Genomic DNA, 18195 nt, shown 5'->3' on the forward strand with positions numbered 1-18195 from the left:
CGGCGATATATCGTGTGAATGTCGCCGATACGACTAGGAGGGTCATCATGGAGATGAGCGCGGGCGCGGGCCGGATGTTTGCCGGCTTCGGGGGGCACTTCGAGCAGCACCACCGGGGGCACCCGGGGCACGCTGGGGCTGGGCACGCCGGCTTCGGGCACCCGGGGCACGCCGGGGGCGAGCACGCGGGGTTCGAGCACCCGGGGCCTGCGGTGCCGGGGGAGGAGGACTGGGACGGCGGCCCGGAGCTGGCTCGCGGCTTTCCGCCGCCGCCACCCCTCCCGCCGCACCCGCCCCAGCCCCCGGGCGGCCCGGGCTTCCCCGGCTTTCCGGGCGGCCCGGGATCGTTCGGAGGCCCGGGCGGCTGGTCGGGCGGGGCCGGGCCGTTCCAGCGGGTCCGCGACTTCCGCGGCAGCGGTGGCCGCCCGCCGGCCCGCCCGGTGCGGCCGGCGGTGCTGGCGCTGCTGGCCGAGGAGCCGAGGCACGGCTACCAGCTGATGCAGGAGATCCGGCGGCGCACGCACGACCGCTGGCGGCCCAGCCCGGGATCGGTGTACCCGATCCTGCAGCAGCTGGAGGACGAGGGGCTGGTCCACACGGTCGAGACGGCCGGTCGCCGGGTGGCGGGGCTGACCGACGCGGGGCGCGAGCACGTGGCGGGCCGCGAGGAGGAGTTCGCGGCGCTGTGGGAGGAGCCGGAGGAGGAGCCGGGCGCCGACCGGTTCGCGGCGCTGTGGCACGCGCTGGGCGAGCTGTCCGGCGCGGCCGCCCAGGTGGGGTACAGCGGCAACGAGGCCCAGGTCGCAGAGGTGAAGAAGATCCTCGCCGACGCGCGGCGCCGCGTGTACGCGGTACTGGCCGACGCAGGCCTGGAGGACGAGGACGCCTGACGGGCTCGGTTTGGCGGTGGTGCGGTGCCGGGGTGGCGGTTCGGGGGCTGTGCTGGCGAACCGAGGTGAGCTGGGTCTGGCTCGCCGGGCCACGCCGGCAAAGGGGACGCTCGCGGTTGTAGGGGGATCCTGTTGGTCGTGGCCGGTGGGCGGCGTGCCCGGAGGAGGGCGGGTTGGGGCGGGGCGGTCGACCGCGGCCGGCGGGTCGCCGCAGCCGCGCTGAACCCGGGTGCTACCCGCGCCCACGTAGCCGCAGCTGCGGGCTGAGCCGGCCGCCCACAACCACCCCGCCTCCGCGATGCCCGATCCACCCCGCCGGCCGGATCGTCCACATCGGACGGTCCGGCCGGCGGGTAGGCTCCACCCCATGGAGGAGCAGGAGTTCGCCGCGCACCTGACCGCGACCATGACCGGCAGCGCCCTCACCATGCTCATCGGCGTCGGCCACCGCACCGGCCTTCTCGCCGCCGCCGCGCGGGGGCCCGCCACCAGTGCCGGGCTCGCCGAACGCGCCGGGCTGCAGGAACGCTACGTCCGCGAGTGGCTCGGCGCCATGGTCACCGGCGGGATCTTCACCTACGACGGCCGCGAGTACACCTTCCCGCCGGAACACGCCAAGTTCCTGCTCGGCGAAACCGCGTCGAACGTGATGCCGTCACTGCTGACGCTGTCGGCGTTCACCGGCATCCTGCCGGACCTGGAACGCGCGTTCGCCGAAGGCGGCGGCGTCCCGAGGTCGGCCTACGGGCCCTACCTCGAAACCCTCGGCGCCAAGACCGGCGACAGCTGGAAGCACATCTACCGCGAGCACCTCGTGGACGGCTTCTTCGGCGCGGTCCCCGGCCTGAAGGAACGGCTCACGGCGGGCGCCCGCGTGCTCGACCTCGGCTGTGGCACCGGGAACGCGATCGCCGTGGCCGCCCGCGCGTTTCCCGCCTCCCGCTTCACCGGCCTGGACATCAACGCCGGCGTCGTCGAGCAGGCGAGAGAACACCGCCTGCCGAACGCCGGCTTCGCCGTCGGGGACGCCGCCGAGCTGACCGCCGATCCGCCCTACGACGTCATCACCGCGTTCGACGCCATCCACGACCAGGACCGGCCGGACGTCGTGCTGCGCCGGATCCGCCACGCGCTCGCCCCGGACGGCCTGTTCTTCATGGTGGACACCAACTTCTCCAGTCACCTGGAGCGGAACGTCGGCAACCCGCTGGCGGCCCTCACCTACTCGATCAGCCTGATGTACTGCACCACGACGTCGCTGGCCGAGGGCGGTGCCGCGCTCGGTGCCGTGTGGGGCACCGAAAAGGCGTCGGAAATGCTTGCGGACGCGGGGTTCCGGCACGTCGAAGTGCTCGAATCCCCGCGCCCGCAGAACTGCATCTACGCCTGCCGCCCGTGAATCACTGCTGGTACGGCGCCGCCGCGGCCTTGGCCGCGGTGACCAGCGCGCCCTTGTTCTTCGGCCAGAACGTGCTGTCCACGCACGTGTACTTCGGCAGGAAGCCACCGCAGGAGCCGCTCGAACCGCCGACCTCGAACGTCACGCTGGCGACACCCAGTTCGCCGTAGGTGAAGTCGTCGGTGGTGCCGGACGTGTCGTAGCCGACGGTCTCCTCGTTCGTGCCGACGAGGTAGCCGTTGGACGCGGAGTACTTCGCGCCGAGCCTGCGGTACTGGGCGTCGTTCGGCGAAGTGGCTTGGGTGAAGCCCCACGGGATGATGATGTCGTTGCCGTAGCTGTGCAGCGTGATCATCGTGCCCTTGGCGGTCGCGGGCGCCGGGTCGTTGTTCCCGGTGCCGCGCTGGTCCGGGAAGATCGCGCGGGCCAGCTTCTCCAGCGCCTGCACCTCCGGCTCCGAACCCGCGCTCACGCCCTGGTAGGTCTCCGCGCAGGCGGAGTTGGAGTCGCCGCCCCACCGATAAGTCGAGTTGCGGTTGAGGTCGACGCCGATGTTCGTGCCGCTGCAGCCGCCGCGGGAGTTGTTCGCGTTCTTGCGCTGCAGCTTCGGCGAGTTCCCGCCGGAAGCGACGATGTCGACGCCGTCGGGGTTGGCGATCGGCACCACCCACACCTCGGTCGTGTCCAAAATGGACTTCGCGGTGGCGTCGGTGGCGTAGCCGTCGGCGAGGTAGTCGATCCAGCGCCAGGCGAGCTCGCCGGTCGACAGCTCGCGCGCGTGGATCTGGGCCATCAGGAAGAACTTCGGCTTCGTCGACGTCGTCGACAGCGTGCAGTCGCCGGTCTGCTTCTTGGTCAGGCAGATCGCCTGGATGTCGTGGCCGCCCTGGCCCTTGGTCTTCTTCCACGACTGGCCGATCGTGTACTTCGTGGCCAGGTCGGGGTGCGCCGAGGCGACCTGTGCGAGGTGGTTCTCCTGCGCGGTGACGGTCCGGTAGCCACCGTAGAAGGTGTCCGCCGCCAGGCTCTCCGTCCGCGCGGGGAGTTCCTTGTAGACGGTGTCGAAGTACGAGGGCCGGTAGCCGAGCGCCCGCAGCTTCGCGGCGACGGCTTGGCCGCCGACGACGTCGACGCTGCCGCCATCCCCTTCTTCGACGTCGAAACCGGCCGCGGCCAGCGCCTGCGCCTGGGTCGCGGTGGCCGGGACGCGCCAGAACACCGGCGTGTCCGCCGTCTGCGCGGTGGCGGTGCCGCCGAGCAGGGAGGTGAGCAGGACCCCGGACGCCGCGAGGGCGAGCCGGGACAGGGACCTTGACGCCATCGGGGGATCTCCTCACGCCGCACGGATGGAGGTCCGGTCGGAACCCGTGGTCACCGTACCGGCACGCACAGTGTGTCGGCCCGGTGCAAAGAGGTCATACCCCCGAAAGTCGCGAAACCGGTCTCAGGAACCCGCGGGAAGCCGGTGCTTCGCCTTCGCCATGAAATGGGTGAGCCGGGCCTGATCCGGCTCGATCTCCTCGAGGATGTGGGCTGCCCACTCGGCGACGCCGTGGCACAGCTCGTGGTAGAACAGCCACAGCGCGGCCCGCGCGTGCGCCTGGGCCCGTTCCGGCAGGTCGAAGTGGCCCGCCTGGGTTTCTTCGATGCGGGCTTCGGCCAGCACGATCTCACGGATCAGGTACAGCACCCAGTACCGCGCGGGGGGAGCCAGGTCCTCGGCCAGCGCCGCGCACAGCGCGGGCACCAGGTCGACCGCCGGGGCGAACATGTTCCCCTGGATGATCAGGTAGTTGTCGAAGTACTCGTAGTACGCGGCTTTGGCCGCCGCATCCGTGGTCGCGGTGACCAGACGCTCGACGCCCAGGGGAACGGAGGCGAGGTCGCCGCCGAAAGGCAGGCGCCGCTCGGTCCAGTCGTACCGCTCCAGCTCGATCCGGACGGCGGAAAGCACGGCAACCCCCAGAGAACCGACAGAGCCGGGACCGATCGGCCCCGGCTCCGCCGGACTCTAGCGCTTCAAGCCGTGTTCGATCGCTTCGATGATCCGCGGGCGCAGCTCGGCCGCCGAGATGATCGCGTCCACCGAGCCGACCTCGACCGCGCGCTGGATGCTGTGGACGCGGTCGAACTCCGCCGCCACCTCGCTGACCTTCTCCGCGCGGACCGCCGACTGGACTTCCGCCAGCTGGGCGTTCAACGCCGCGCGGGAAGCGCCGCCGGCCGCCGCCACCTGGGCCAGCAGCTCCGTTACGCGCGGGTCGTTCGCCGTGCGGTTGTTGACTTCGCCGGCGAACACCACCGCCGCCGCCGGGGCGCCGCCCAGCACCGAGGCGAACGAGCCCTCCAGGGCCAGCACCGTCATGTTCGGGTTGAGCGCCTTGGAGAACACCACGAACGCGCCGCCGTGGTACCGCGAAATCACGCAGAACACGATCGGGCCCTCGAAGTTGACGATCGCCCGGCCGATCTCCGCGCCGTACTCCAGCTGCAGCTTGCGCAGCGACTCCGGCGAGCCGTCGAAGCCCGACAGGTTCGCCAGCACCACCAGCGGCCGATTGCCCGAGGCCGCGTTGATCGCCCGGGCCGTCTTCTTCGACGACCGCGGGAACAGCGTGCCCGCGGTGTAGGTGTCCGGCCCGTCGGTGGGCGGGAAGCCGCGGCGGGGGACCGACCGCGACTCGATGCCGACCAGGCAGACCGGGCGGCCGCCGATGTGCACGTCCTGCACCGCGGACGTGTCTGCATCGGCCATGCCCGCCCAGCGCTCCAGCACCGGGTGGTCCTGGTCGGACAGCGCGCGCATCACCGTGCGGATGTCGAACGGCTTCTTGCGGTCCGGGTTGTGCTCGGCGGAGAAGATCTCTCCGACCGACCGGAAGTCGCTGCCGACGATCGCGTGCGGGAACGGCGAGACGTCCCGGTCGACCGGGTCGCTCGTGCTCACCTTGCGCGGGCCGGCCTCGCCCGGCACCACGTACGTGTGGTCGTAGTGCGCCATCAGCACCTGCCGCGCGGCCGGCAGGTTCGGCGCCCAGTACTGCGCCTGGCCGTTCGGGCCCATCACGCGGTCGTAGCCGCCGATGCCGAAGTTGTCCTCGGCCGACACGCCACCCGAGAAGTCGAGCGCCTGCTTGCCGGTGAGCACCATCGCCGAATCCGGCGTCATCACCAGGATGCCCTTGGTGTGCATGAGCATCGTGGCTTCGGCGTTCCAGTACGGCTGGGCGCCGACGTTGATCCCGTTCACCACGATGTTGATCTCGCCGCCGTCCTGGGTGAACGTGACGATCCGCTTGAGCGCCGCGGCGACCCAGTCCATGTTCTCGGTGCCCGAGGACATCGAGATCCGCGCGCCCGACGACAGCGCGAACCACTCCAGCGGCACCTGCATCCGCTCGGCCAGGTCGAGCGCCGCGATGACGCGCGAGCATTCCGGCTCCGAGAGGGCGCCGAGCGACTTCGTCGGGTCGCCCAGCAGCACGACGCGGGTGACGCCCTCGGGGTGCCGCTCGGTCGGGGTCGTGACGACGCCGGCGATGATCGCCGCGGTGTTCTTGCCCTTCGGCCGGTCGACCGGGACCAGGACGCCACCGCCCGAGGATTCCAGGTCGTATTCGGTGAAGGTGCCCTCCGGGCCGGAGAGCAGCCCGGTCAGCTCGTACGGGTACACGGTGCCCCGGCGCGCCGCGCGCAGCACCTTCAGGCGGTAGTCGTCCAGGGGCTTCACCGGCTCGGTCGACGGCGCCTCGACGTGCAGCCGCGCACCGTGGCCGGGGTCGAGGGCGATCCGGACGGCGAGCTCGGTCAGCTTGCCCGCCTCCGTGCGCCGCCGCGCCAGGAACTGGACCTCCTCCAGCCCGGCGCCCACCGAAGTCGGCAGGATGCGCTGGACGAGGGTGTTGAGCTCCTCGGTGGTCAGGTCGGTCGGCGGCCAGACGTACATCATGATGCGGTTCGTGTCGAACCGCTTGTTCTGCGGCCGCTGCGCCTGGATGTTGCGGATCGCGTCGAGACAGGCGGTGACCGCGTCCTCGAGCGCCGGCAGCGCGACCAGCCGTCCGTCGGCCTCGCGCAGCGGCGTCAGGTCGCGGACCTGGCCCATCGCGATCAGCCGCTCGTCGGCCGGGTTGGTCTTCGCCGCGGCCTTGAAGAGGTAGATCTCCTCGTCCGCCGAGGGCAGCCGGGTGAGGTCGAACTCGCGCAGCCGCTGCAGCTGCAGGCGCTGGGCGATCTGCGGGTGCAGGCCGCGGATCAGCCGGTCCTCGGTGAAGCCGGCCCCGTCGCGTTCGAAGGTGAAGTGGTGGTGCATCACCGCGCCGCCGGTGCCGGCCACGGTGACCACAACCCGGCGCACACCGGCGGGCAGGGGGTTTTCGGCGAGCAGCGCACCGAGCCGCTCCGCGGTCGCGTCGACGTCCGGCTGGTCTTCCCAGCGCAGGTACAGGTCGGCGACGACGCCTTCGGTGGCCACCTCGCCGAGCGTGCGGAGAGCATCGGGCAGGGCGGCGATGTCGACGGCGGTGGTGACGAGCGGCAGCACGCCTTCGGGGGTGTTCAGCTCGGCGGTCAGCCAGCGGTGCCCACCGGCTTCGCGCACGGCGACGCCGGAGAGCCGGCGGTTGCCGTAGTACCGGCGGGTCAGCACCTCCAGCAGCGGCGCGTGGTCGCGGCCCGGCCGCCCGATCCGCTGCCCGATCAGCCGGACCAGCGGCTGCGAGCCGGTGATCATGGCCTGGATCCGCTCGGCGCGATCCGGGGCGTCCGGGTGCTGGTCGAGGTAGCTCAGCTCGGTGCGGACGGCGGCGTAGACGCGGGCGCGGTTGCGGCGCAGCAGCGGCTGGGCGAACCAGCGGAAGACCACACCGCGGGCCAGGTCGGACACCGCGGGGAAGCGCACCTGCGTGGCCTCGACCAAGTGCTCCAGGGTGAGCCCGGCGCGTTCGCTGAGCGCCTCGGCCGGCGGTGCCCCGGTGAGCCACTGCCGCAGCAGCTCGGAGACGACCGCGACGTCGGCCGCCGTCCGCTGCTGGGCCAGGAAGATCCGGAAGACCGCGGCCTCCAGCTCCGGCGTGCGCTCCAGGTCGGGGACGCCGTAGTGCGCGAGGACGCGCTTCAGCTTCGCCTGGAAGCTTTCGGTGACGCCGGCGCGTTCGACGTCGAGGCTCTGCAGGTAGCTGTGGAAGAACTCGCGCGAGCTGTGCACCGGGCTGCCCGGTTCGGTGTCGAGTTCGCCGCCCGGGGTGTTGCGGCTGAGCTCGGACAGGTCGGCGAAGACGGTGAGCAGCTCGAGTTCGCCCTCGACCGGCCGGTTGCCCAGCTCGGCGCGGGCCTCCAGGTAGGTCGCGACGAGCCGCTTGCGCTCGGCCGGGTCGACGTCGAAGCCGAGCAGGAGGCTGCGCAGGTCGTTCAGGCCGCGTTCGACGCGCTCGGCCGCGGACACGCCGTCCGGCACCGAAGGCAGCTCGATCTCGACGGTCTCGGTCTCGTCGGCCGCTTCGTCCTCGGCGCCGTCGGCCAGGGGTTCCAGGCGCATCAGCGGCGCGCCGGTCTCGACCTGGCTGCCGACGGACACCGGGCATTCGCGGACGCGGGCGCGGAACGGCGCGCGCAGCACCGTCTCCATCTTCATGCTCTCCAGCACCAGGATCGGCGCGTTCGCCTCGACCTCGGCACCGACGGCCAGCGGCGTGGCGACGACCAGCGCGGGCGCGGGGGAGCGGACGACGCCGCCTTCGTCTCGGCTGACGCGGTGGGTGACGCCGTCGACCTCGACGAGGTGGATCGGCCCGTGGGTGGCCGAAACCAGCCGGAACCGCCGCCCGTTGACCAGGATCCGGCCGCTGTGGGCGTCGAACCGGTCGATCTCGATGTCGGCGTGGTGCACGTCGGACGAGCCGGCCGAGATGCCGACGCGGAAACGGCTCCGCCCGGCCCTGGCGACGGACACGCGGTAGCCGACGCCGCGGAGCTTGAGGTCGAGCGGGCGGCCGCTTTCGTGCTGCACCTGCGGGCGGCCGCCGTGCGCGGTGGACAGCAGCCGCTGGACGGAGACCTCTTCTTCGTCCTGGTAGGCCTCGATGGCGGCCGCGGCGAGCGCGATCGCGGAGTGCCGGTGGGTGACCAGGCGGCCTTCGGCGCGGACGCGGTCGATCCAGCCGGTGTCGGCGCTGGCGTCGATCACCTCGGGCTGGTCGAGCAGGTCGAGCACGAAGCTCTTGTTGGTCGCGCCGCCCTCGATGATCACCGTGGTCTCGGCCATCGCGCGGCGCAGCCGGCCGAGTGCTTCGTCGCGGTCGCGGCCGTAGGCGATGATCTTGGCGATCATCGAGTCGAAGTCGGCCGGGATGGTGTCGCCCTCGCTGACGCCGGTGTCGACGCGGATGCCGGGGCCTGCCGGCAGCGCCAGCCGCGCGATGCGGCCGGGGGAGGGGGCGAAGTCGCGGTCGGGGTCTTCGGCGTTGAGCCGGGCCTCGACGGCGTGACCGCTCTCGGCCGGCTGCTCGCCCTCGAGCTTCCCGCCGCCTGCGACGTGCAGCTGCAGCTTGACCAGGTCGGTGCCGGTGGTGATCTCGGTGATCGGGTGCTCGACCTGCAGGCGGGTGTTGACCTCGAGGAAGGCGAACAGCTTCTCGCCCGGGTGGTAGAGGAACTCGACGGTGCACGCGCCGCGGTAGCCCACGGCCACCGCGAGCCGCTCCGCCGACGTCTTCAGCTCGGCCGTCTGCGGCGGCGCGAGGACCGGGGAGGCCGACTCCTCGATGATCTTCTGGTTGCGCCGCTGCACCGAGCAGTCGCGGACGCCGAGCGCCCACGCCGTCGTGCCGTCGGAGATGACCTGGACCTCGACGTGCCGGGCGCCGGTGACCAGGCGCTCCAGGAACACGACACCGGAGCCGAACGCGCGCAGCGCTTCCTGGCTGGTGCGCTCGTAGGCCTCGGCCAGGTCCTCGCCGGAGGCGACCATGCGGATGCCGCGCCCGCCGCCGCCCGCGGTGGCCTTGAGCATCAGCGGGTAGCCGATCCGCTCGCCGGCCTTCAGCGCGTCTTCGAGCGTGGCGACCTCGCCGCGGCTCCACGGCGCGACCGGCACGCCGACCTCTTCGGCGATCAGCTTCGCGCCGATCTTGTCGCCGAGCTTGCGCATCGCGTCCGCGCTCGGCCCGACGAAGGTGACGCCGACCTTCTCACACAGCTGCGCGAAGGCCGGGTCCTCGGCCACGAAGCCCCAGCCCACCCAGGCGGCGTCGGCCTTCGTCTCGACCAGCGCCTGCTCGAGCTTGGCCAGGTCGAGGTAGGGGCGGGCCGAGGCCGGCCCCAGGTCGTAGGCCAGGTCGGCCTCGCGGACGAACGTGGCGGTGCGGTCGGCGTCGGTGTAGAGGGCGACCGTCTCGATCCGCGTCCCGGTTTCCGCCGACAGATCCCGGACGGCGTGGATGAGCCGCATCGCGGCCTCTCCGCGGTTGACGATGGCGACACGACTGAACACCGGCTGAGCCTCCCAAGTACGCACGCGCAGAAGGCGACGCACCTGTCCTGGAACGTCGCCCGCACCTGTCTACACCCTGGTGGATGACCGGGGCCCGGTCCAATGTCCGCCATGGCGCATGCCGAGGCGGCTGAGTTGTGGGAACCCCACAAAAAGCGACCCGCACCACACCGTCCGGACCGGCTTTCACGCGAGGTTCGCGACAAAGCACCCTACGGGCACGCGAACGGCGGGTGGCGCGGAAGCGATCAGGAGGCGAGCAGGACGTCGGACTCCAGGACCTGCCCCAGCTCGCGGCGCTCGGCCTCCGACAGGGGGACGGCGGCGACCTCGCACCGGCCGTCCGGCCCCGGCGCGGTGGTGACCGCCAGCACCGGCCGCCCGTCGATCTCACGCAGGGTGACGCGGCCGCCGCACGCGAGGTCGACGGTGATGCCGGGGCGATCGCGATGCCTGCCCAGCCAGCGGCTGACGAAATGGAAGGTCATCACGGTCTCCCCTCGGTACGGCGCGCTCCCCCTGGAGCACAGGTGTCGCTGACGGATGCCCCGGATACCGCGGATCTACACCCGATCGTGCGAAACGGCGGGGCCGGCACCCCCCGACGTGGTGCCGGCCCGCCCGGTTCGCGCCGGTCAGCGCAGCGGAGCCTCCAGGACGTACCGCTTCGCGAGCCCCGCACCGCAGTCGACCTCGACGGTCCGCCGGACGACCGGGGTGCCGTCGTCGCCGCGCAGCGCGTAGCCGACCGCCGTCGAGTCCGGGATCGTGCGGACCTCGGCGGGCACGCGGCCGCCGGCCGAGAGCCGGCGCAGCAGCCGCTGCAGCGGCGCGTCGAGCGCCTCGTCCACAGTGGACGGATCGCGGGTGGCCGCACCGGACGGCGGCGGCGCCGCGGGTGCGCCTTCGCCCAGCCGCTCGACCTCGCGGGTGGCGTCGACGATCGTCGTCACCGTGCCGCCGCCGTCGATGCCGACCCGCACCTCGCCGAGGCCCGGCGTGACGACCGGGTGGCCGTCGACCAGCTGCGTGAACACCACGTGGGTCTCGCGCACCCGCGGGTCGGCGATGTCGTCGGCGGTGCCGCCGGCGTGGTACTGGTGGCGCACCTTGTCGGCGACCAGGTCGACGCGGTCGGCCAGGCCGAAGGTCTCGACGGCGTCCTGGGCGATCCGGACGGCTTCGTCCGCGCTCGGCGCGTCCCGGCCGGTGCCGTCGGCGTCGGCGAAGGTGATTTCGCGGACTCCCCGGTGGTCGACGCTCAGCCGCGGACCGTCCTGGCCCTCGCCGAGCACGAGGCCGTGCGGGCCCATCGCGCCGGCGGGCACCCCGCCGCCGAGCCGGACGCCGTAGTGGCCGGCCAGCTCGGCCAGCCGCGACGGGGAGAGCCGTTGCGGGGCGAACCGGGCGGTCTGCGCCGAGCCGGGCAGCTCCAGCCGCGGTGCCTGGATGCTCTTGGCGGCGTCGTACCAGGTCCACCACCACCAGTTCTTCGACGCGGCGGCGGTCGAGAAGGATCCTTCGTTCCACAGCCGGTCCTGCGCCTCGGCCTGCGTCGCCCCGCACGCGGCGACCGAGGGCGCCTGGTGGTGGTCGATGTCCCACGACGCGTCCAGCCACGCCTTGCCGAACTTGTGGCCGTTGCCGTTCCACTTGCTGAAGAAGTAGGCGCCGTAGTTCGGGCTGTCGACGCTGGTCGACTCGAAGCCGAAGATCATCCGCAGGCCCAGGTTGGCCGCGTCCCACGTGCGGATCGGGCTGTTGCCGTCGCCGATGCGCAGCGAGAGGCAGGTGGAGAAGAACAGGTAGCGCGCGACCTCGTTGCCCAGGCGCATGTCGGCCGAGCTCGCCCAGGCCGACCCGCCCCAGGTGCCGCCCATCGGCATCCAGAAGACACCGTTGCCGTCCATCGTCCCGTGCCCCGAGTGGTACTCGGCGACGCAGGCGTCGAAGCCGTAGGTGCCCTGCCAGTCGTCGTACTCCTCGCCGTAGATCCACGACAGCACCCCGCCGTCGGTGTACCAGAAGTTCGGCGCGGCGAACTGCTTGACGTAATTGTAGAAACCACCCGCGTCCTCGTGGGTGAAGGAAAGGTCGTTCATCCCGGGCGGGAAGTCCTCGATGGAGCAGACGCCGTACCGGTTCGCACCCCGATCGGCGGCGGCGCCGGTCCCGGAGCCGAACGGATCGGCCGAGATCAGTGCCCGTGCGCCGGCGGCCGCACCGGGTGGCGCGGTGACCACGCCGTTCTTGAGCAGTGCCATGATTCCTCCCCGTGGGTGGCAGAATGCAGCGATCGGACGGTAGCCGTCAACGCGGTGAAAACAATCGGATACATCTTTCTGCCACACCTTTAGCGCAATTTTTTCAGCGCTGCACCGATTCCGTGGAGCATTTTTGCGCGGGGCCGGGAACCGGTCGGCCCGCACCGGCCACTGTGGACATCGCCGCGGCGGGCCGGGCCGGGTTGGCCGCGACGGCGGTGCCGAGCCGCTCGTCGGGGTGGCCGGGAAGATCCACAGTGGACTCCGCGGTCAGGCCCGGACGGCCGCCCCGGGCCGGGGCCGTTCCGGGTGCTCCAGCACCGCCAGCCCGCGCCACGGATCGCCGGCCGGGACGTCGGCCGGGCTGAGCAGGCCGTGGTCGAGCAGCGGCTACCACACGCTCGGGCCGCGAGCGCCCTGGCGTGGTCGCGGGTGAGGTGCCGGCGGGCGGCGAGGATCGGCCCCGGTTCGGCGTCGGCGGTCGCGACCAGGTGGTCCAGCAGGGGAGCGGGCAGGGCGGGGTGGGCGGCCGGCAACGGGGTCGTCGTCTTCTCCGAAACGCTCCGCCCGCGTGCGGAACAAAGCAGGATCGCGGAAGTTTGCGGCGCCGCAACCGGTTCGGCGGCCAGAATGGCGGGATGAAACTGGGGCAGGTGGCGTCGACCGCACGCCGGATCTTCTCCGCCCGGCTCGTCTACGGCGATCCGGTCGAGCGGGACGGCGTCGTCGTCATCCCGGCCGCGGCCGTCTACGGAGGCGGCGGCGGTGGAGGCGGAGGAGGCGGCGACACCCTCCCCGTGCGGGAAGGCGCCGGCTTCGGGGTGTTCGCCCGGCCCGTCGGCGCCTTCGTCGTGCGCGACGGCGCCGTCACCTGGGTGCCCGCCGTCGATGTCATGCGGCTCGGGCTGGCTGCCGCCGTCACCGTCGTCGCCCTCACGAAGATCCTGGGGAAGCGCGCCGAACCCTGACCAGGGGCCGGCGAAAGTTCACCACCGGTTGGTGTCCGCGTTCGCCCGGCGCGCCTAGCCTCGGGTGCGGAGGTGCGTATGGATTCCGGGGACTTCAGCCGGCGGACGCTGCTGCGGGCCGGTGGGGTGGCGGCCGCCGCGGGGATGCTGCCCGGCGTGGCCTTCGCCGATCAGCCGGGTGGCTCGGGCAGCCAGACCCGGACCGTCACCGGCACGCTGAAACCGGACGTGCCGGACTGGTACTACCTGCCCGTCGACGTCCCACGTGGGGTGCGGCAGATCGACGTCGTGTACTCCTACGACCGGCCGACCGTGCCGGCCGGCACCCGCGGGAACGCCTGCGACATCGGCATCTTCGGCCCCGAAGGCCACGACGTCGGCAACGCGCGCGGCTTCCGCGGCTGGTCCGGCGGCTTCCGCGACCGGTTCTCGATCAGCGCGTCCGAAGCCACCCCCGGCTACCTCGCCGGCCCGGTCAAGCCCGGCCGGTGGCACGTCATCCTCGGCCCGTACACCGTCGCGCCGCAGGGGCTGAACTACCGGGTGGACATCACGCTCACCTTCGGCCCGGACGGCACCCCGTTCAAGCCGAACCCGGCGCCGGAAGCCGCGCCCGCCCGCGAGCGCGGCCGTGCCTGGTACCGCGGGGACAGCCACCTGCACACCGTCCACTCCGACGGCCGCCGCACGCCGGATCAGCTCGTCGCCGACGCCCGGGCCGCCGGCCTCGACTTCATCGTCTCCACCGACCACAACACCTCCAGCTCGCAGCTGGTCTGGGGTGACCACGCCGCCGACGACCTGCTGATCCTCAACGGCGAAGAGGTGACGACCCGGTCCGGGCACTGGCCCGCGATCGGCCTGCCCGCCGGCACCTGGATCGACTGGCGCTACCGGGCGGCCGACCCGCGGGACTTCCGGCGCTTCACCGACCAGGTGCACCGCGCCGGCGGCCTGGTCACCGCCGCGCACCCGTTCGCCAACTGCTTCGGCTGCACCTACGAATTCGCCTACGAGCTCGCCGACCTCGTCGAGGTGTGGAACGGGCCGTGGACGCAGGACGACGAGGCGAGCGTCATCCACTGGGACGGGCTCCTGCGCGGCGGCCGCTTCATCCCGGCGATCGGCGACTCCGACGCGCACAACCCGGACCAGCGGGTCGCCCTGCCGCACACCGTCGTGCTCGCCGACCGGCTGCGCCGCCAGGAGCTCCTGGCCGGGCTCGCGGCCGGGCGTTCCTGGCTGGCGGAATCGGCGTCGGTCCAGCTGGACTTCACCGTCTCGGGCGGCGGCGCGAGCGCGGGCATCGGCGAGCGGCTCGCCGCGGGCACCGGGACACCGGTGACCGTCAACGCCGTGGTCGCCGGCGTGCCGGGGACGACGGTGACGTTCCTCGACCAGCTCGGCCCGGAACACACCGAGCCGATCGGCGACTCCGGGGCGGCCACGGTCACCTGGACGACCTACCCGCGCTACAGCCGCTGGGTGCGGGTCGAGGTCCGTCGCCCGTCCGGCGGCCCGAACACGACGGTGCCGAACGCCATGGTGGCGATGTCCAACCCGATCTTCCTCGGCACCGGCCACTGAACCCCGCCCGCTGCACCGCGTCCTCCTATTGGGCAGACTGGTGCGAACGGGTGAAGGGGAGGCAGGGTGCGCGGTTGTGGCCTGAAGCTGGCCATGGTCCTGGTGGCGGTCGTCGTGCTGGCCGCCGGGATCGTCGTGGTGGTGGCGTACACGCGCGGTGAGATCCGGACGCCGGGGTGCACGGTGGCGCAGCCGGGGGACAAGGCGTCCAGCTACACGTTCACCCCGGAGCAGATGAACAACGCGGCGACGATCTCGGCGGTCGGCACCAAGCTGGGGCTGCCCGCCCACGCGGCGACGGTCGCGCTGGCGACGGCGTTGCAGGAGTCGAAGCTGCGCAACCTCCCGGGCGGTGACCGCGACTCGGTCGGGCTGTTCCAGCAGCGGCCCAGCCAGGGCTGGGGCACGGTCGCCCAGCTGCGCGACCCGGTCTACGCGGCGACGGAGTTCTACGAGAAGCTCCAGAAGCTGCCGAACTGGGAGACGCTGCCGATCACCGAGGCGGCGCAGGCGGTCCAGCGGTCGGGCGCCCCGGACGCGTACTCGCAGTGGGAATCGCAGTCCCGCACCATGGCGGCGGCGTTCAACGGCCAGTTCCCGGCCGCGCTGACCTGCCGCAACCTGACCCTGGCGGCGCCCGCGAACCTCGCCGGGACGGCGACGGCGGAGCTGGGCACGTCCAGCCTCAGCGGACCCCACCCGGCGGCACAGGGCTGGACGTACGCGACCTGGCTGGTCGGCCGCGCGGAGGCACTGGGCGTGGACAAGGTGAGCTTCGCGGGCCGGACGTGGACGGCGGAATCGGGCGCGTGGGCCGACGATTCGGCCGCGGGCCAGGACCTTGCGCTGCACCAGACCGCGGCGGCCCAGGTCAGCGAGTAACGCTCCTTGGGCAGTCGGGTCAGCGGGTGGCGGCGGCCCAGCGGACCGCCGGGCCCATCGCCCAGCCCGCGGCCACGAACACCGCCCCCAGGACGAGCCACCCCGCGAGGCCCCCGCCGACCACCACCGTGCTCAGCACCACCGGGCCCACCGCGCGGGCCACCGACGTCCCGCTGCCGAAGAAGCCCTGGTATTCGCCCTGCTTGTCGGCCGGGGCCAGGGCGAAGCCGATCTCCCACGAGCCCGCCGACTGGAGCATCTCGCCGAGCACCTGCACCAGCGCCCCGGCGACGAGCACCGCGAACGCCACCGCCGGTGACGTCCCCAGCGCCGACAGTGCGAACCCCACGCAGGAGGCCATCAGCACCACGCCCGACCGGCGCACCATCCGCGCCGCGGAACCGAGGGTCGTCAGGCGACCCGCGACGCGGACCTGCAAGACCACCACCACGACCGTGTTCAGCACGAACAACGCCGACACCGTCCAGCCCGGCGCCGCGGTGTGTTCGACGATCCACAGCGGGATCGCGACGCTCGGCAGCGGCATGCGCAGCAGCAGGATCGCGTTGAGCAGCGTCACCAGCGCGTACGGCCGGTCGCGCAGCACGGCGGACTTCGGTGCCCCCGTGTGCGGCGACGCCGTCCGCGGGACCGCCGGGAGTGCGTGCAGCAGCGCCGCCGTCACGACGAAGGCCGCCGCGTCGAGGACGAAGACCGTCAGGTACGCCGAAGCCGTGTCGGCCGAGAGGGCGAGACCGCCCAGTCCGGCGCCGACGGCGAGCCCGGCGTTGCCCGCCGACTGCAGGTGGGCCCGGATGCGCGTCCGCCGCTCCGGGTCGGCGAGCGCGGCCAGCAGCGCCTGGCGGACCGCGGCCAGCCCGGTCTGGCAGCTGCCGTAGAGGCACGCGGCCAGCACGAACGTCACCGGCGAGCGCACGACGAGGAACGCCAGGATCGACGTGCCCGTCGCCAGCGCCAGCAGCACCGCCGAACCGCGGGCGCCGTGGCGGTCGGCGAGGTGCCCGAGCGGCACCCCCGCGACCGAACCCACCGCCCAGCCGAGCGTGAGCCCGAGCCCCACCTGCGCCGGCGTCAGCCCGGCGATCCGCGTGAAGAACAGCACCGAGCAGGTCAGGAACGCGCCGTCGCCGAGCGAGCCGGCCAGCTGGGCGGCGGCGAGCAGCCGGCCGGGCCGTCGGGTCTTCGGACGTTCGAGAAGCACGGTCATGGGAGGAACGTTAGAGCCCTGTTTGGCCCGATCCCAGATCCAATTCCGGTCCATCGAATTGGGCCAATATAGGCTCGCCGGATGGACTTCCACGTCAGCCTGGCCGGTCGCGGCGACCGGAGCGTCCGCATCTACCGCCAGCTGCGTGACGCCGTCCTGGACGGCAGGCTCCGCGCGGGGGAGCGGCTGCCGCCGACTCGCGAGCTCGCGCGGCGCCTGGCCGTCTCGCGCAACACCGTCGCGGTCGCCTACGACCGCCTCACCGCCGACGGCTTCCTCACCGGCCGCGTCGGCGCCGGGACCTACGTCAGCGCGGAACTCCCGGCGCCGAAGCCGCGCAAGGCTCCGTCGGTGCGCGGGCCGCAGCCGACGGCGGTGTGGCGGTCACTGCCGCCCCCGGCCGCCGAGGCGCCCGCGCCGGAGTTCGACTTCCGCGTGGGCATCCCCGACACCGCGCTGTTCCCCCTGGACACCTGGCGGCGCCTGCTCGCGCGGGAACTGCGTGACACCGCCGAGTTCGCACACTACGCCGGGCCCGGCGGCCACCCCGGGCTGCGCGCGGCGATCGCCCGGCACGTGGGCGTCTCGCGCTCGGTGCGCGCCGACGCCGACGACGTGCTCGTCACCCAAGGCGCGCAGCAGGCCCTGGATCTGCTCTGCCGCGTCCTGCTCGAACCCGGCGACCGCGTCGCCATCGAGGAGCCGGGCTACCGGATGGCGAAGCTGCTGTTCACCTCGCACGGCGCCGAAGTCGTCGGAGTGCCGGTGGACGGCGAAGGGCTCGACGTCGCCGCGCTGCCGCCGCGCACGAAACTGGTGTACGTCACGCCGTCGCACCAGTTCCCGCTCGGCACGCCGATGTCCCTCGCCCGCCGCACGGCGCTGCTGGCGTGGGCGGCCCGCGCCGGCGCGGTCGTCGTCGAGGACGACTACGACAGTGAATTCCGGTTCTCCGACCGGCCGCTGGAGCCGTTGCAGAGCCTGGACCGCGACGGCCGGGTGGCCTACGTCGGCTCGTTCTCCAAGACGCTGCTTCCCATGCTGCGCCTGGGTTTCCTGATCGCCCCGGCATCCCTGCGCGACGCGCTGCAGCACGCGCGTCAGCTGTCCGGCCGGCACGGCGACCTGCCCGCACAGGCCGCGCTGGCCGGTTTCATCGACGAAGGGCTCTTCGCCCGCCACCTCCGCCGCGCGACGAAGGTCTACGCGGATCGCCACGAGCGCATCACCGCGACCCTGGAACGGGTGTTCGCGGGTAGGTTGCGCCCGGTGCCGTCGGCGGCGGGCCTGCACCTGTGCGCCCTGGCCGAGGACGAGACGGACCTGGAGCCGATCGCGGCCCGCGCGGCGGCGGCCGGCGCGGCGATCCAGACGCTTTCCGATCTGTGCGGCGGTTTCCCGCAGCAAGGCGTGGTCCTCGGCTACGGCTCGATCCCCTCGGCGAGCATCGACGCCGGGCTCGCGGTGCTGGACGAGGCCTGGGGCTGA

General features: G+C 72.7%; 13 protein-coding genes. 6 read left to right on the forward strand and 7 right to left on the reverse strand.

Translation table 11 applies throughout. The features are described from left to right. Nucleotides 1-47: 47 nt before the first annotated feature. Nucleotides 48-890, forward strand: a complete 843-nt coding sequence (locus ISP_RS22325; protein WP_013226011.1) for a PadR family transcriptional regulator — start codon at nucleotides 48-50, stop codon at nucleotides 888-890. A 367-nt stretch (nucleotides 891-1257) separates the two neighbouring features. Beyond that, complete coding sequence (locus ISP_RS22330; protein WP_013226012.1) at nucleotides 1258-2289, forward strand: class I SAM-dependent methyltransferase; 1032 nt, start codon at nucleotides 1258-1260, stop codon at nucleotides 2287-2289. 1 nt (nucleotide 2290) lies between these two features. On the opposite strand, the gene ISP_RS22335 is transcribed toward ISP_RS22330, so the two are convergent. The 6 genes from ISP_RS22335 to ISP_RS22360 form a co-directional block, all read right to left on the reverse strand. Next, nucleotides 2291-3610 carry a M14 family zinc carboxypeptidase gene (locus tag ISP_RS22335; RefSeq protein ID WP_013226013.1) on the reverse strand — a complete coding sequence of 440 codons (1320 nt, stop codon included), beginning with the start codon at nucleotides 3608-3610 and terminating at the stop codon, nucleotides 2291-2293. Between the two features lie 123 nt (nucleotides 3611-3733). Next, entirely contained in the window at nucleotides 3734-4243 is a 510-nt protein-coding gene (locus ISP_RS22340; protein WP_013226014.1) for a hypothetical protein, read from the reverse strand. 57 nt (nucleotides 4244-4300) lie between these two features. Then, nucleotides 4301-9778, reverse strand: coding sequence for an ATP-binding protein (locus tag ISP_RS22345; RefSeq protein WP_013226015.1), 5478 nt, complete (start codon nucleotides 9776-9778; stop codon nucleotides 4301-4303). A gap of 248 nt (nucleotides 9779-10026) precedes the next feature. After that, on the reverse strand, nucleotides 10027-10266 hold the full coding sequence (locus tag ISP_RS22350; protein ID WP_013226016.1) for a hypothetical protein: 240 nt from the start codon (nucleotides 10264-10266) through the stop codon (nucleotides 10027-10029). A gap of 147 nt (nucleotides 10267-10413) precedes the next feature. Next, nucleotides 10414-12042, reverse strand: coding sequence for a DUF6345 domain-containing protein (locus ISP_RS22355; RefSeq protein ID WP_013226017.1), 1629 nt, complete (start codon nucleotides 12040-12042; stop codon nucleotides 10414-10416). Nucleotides 12043-12145: 103 nt separating this feature from the next. Continuing rightward, the gene (locus ISP_RS22360) at nucleotides 12146-12298 is read right to left on the reverse strand and encodes a hypothetical protein (protein ID WP_155258930.1); all 153 of its coding nucleotides are present in this window, start codon (nucleotides 12296-12298) and stop codon (nucleotides 12146-12148) included. Nucleotides 12299-12680: 382 nt separating this feature from the next. Here ISP_RS22360 and ISP_RS22365 point away from each other — a divergent pair, with 382 nt between their 5' ends. The 3 genes from ISP_RS22365 (at nucleotide 12681) to ISP_RS22375 (ending at nucleotide 15479) form a co-directional block, all read left to right on the forward strand. Beyond that, nucleotides 12681-13010: a hypothetical protein gene (locus ISP_RS22365; protein ID WP_013226018.1), complete on the forward strand. Its 330-nt coding sequence runs from the start codon at nucleotides 12681-12683 to the stop codon at nucleotides 13008-13010. Between the two features lie 78 nt (nucleotides 13011-13088). Continuing rightward, entirely contained in the window at nucleotides 13089-14597 is a 1509-nt protein-coding gene (locus ISP_RS22370) for a CehA/McbA family metallohydrolase (RefSeq protein ID WP_013226019.1), read from the forward strand. Between the two features lie 93 nt (nucleotides 14598-14690). After that, complete coding sequence (locus ISP_RS22375) at nucleotides 14691-15479, forward strand: hypothetical protein (RefSeq protein ID WP_013226020.1); 789 nt, start codon at nucleotides 14691-14693, stop codon at nucleotides 15477-15479. 19 nt (nucleotides 15480-15498) lie between these two features. On the opposite strand, the gene ISP_RS22380 is transcribed toward ISP_RS22375, so the two are convergent. Continuing rightward, entirely contained in the window at nucleotides 15499-16707 is a 1209-nt protein-coding gene (locus ISP_RS22380; RefSeq protein ID WP_013226021.1) for an MFS transporter, read from the reverse strand. Nucleotides 16708-16788: 81 nt separating this feature from the next. Between ISP_RS22380 and pdxR the strand changes: the two genes are divergently transcribed. Continuing rightward, nucleotides 16789-18195 carry a MocR-like pyridoxine biosynthesis transcription factor PdxR gene (gene pdxR / locus ISP_RS22385; RefSeq protein ID WP_013226022.1) on the forward strand — a complete coding sequence of 469 codons (1407 nt, stop codon included), beginning with the start codon at nucleotides 16789-16791 and terminating at the stop codon, nucleotides 18193-18195.

It is taken from the genome of Amycolatopsis mediterranei (assembly GCF_026017845.1).
Classification (GTDB): domain Bacteria; phylum Actinomycetota; class Actinomycetes; order Mycobacteriales; family Pseudonocardiaceae; genus Amycolatopsis; species Amycolatopsis mediterranei.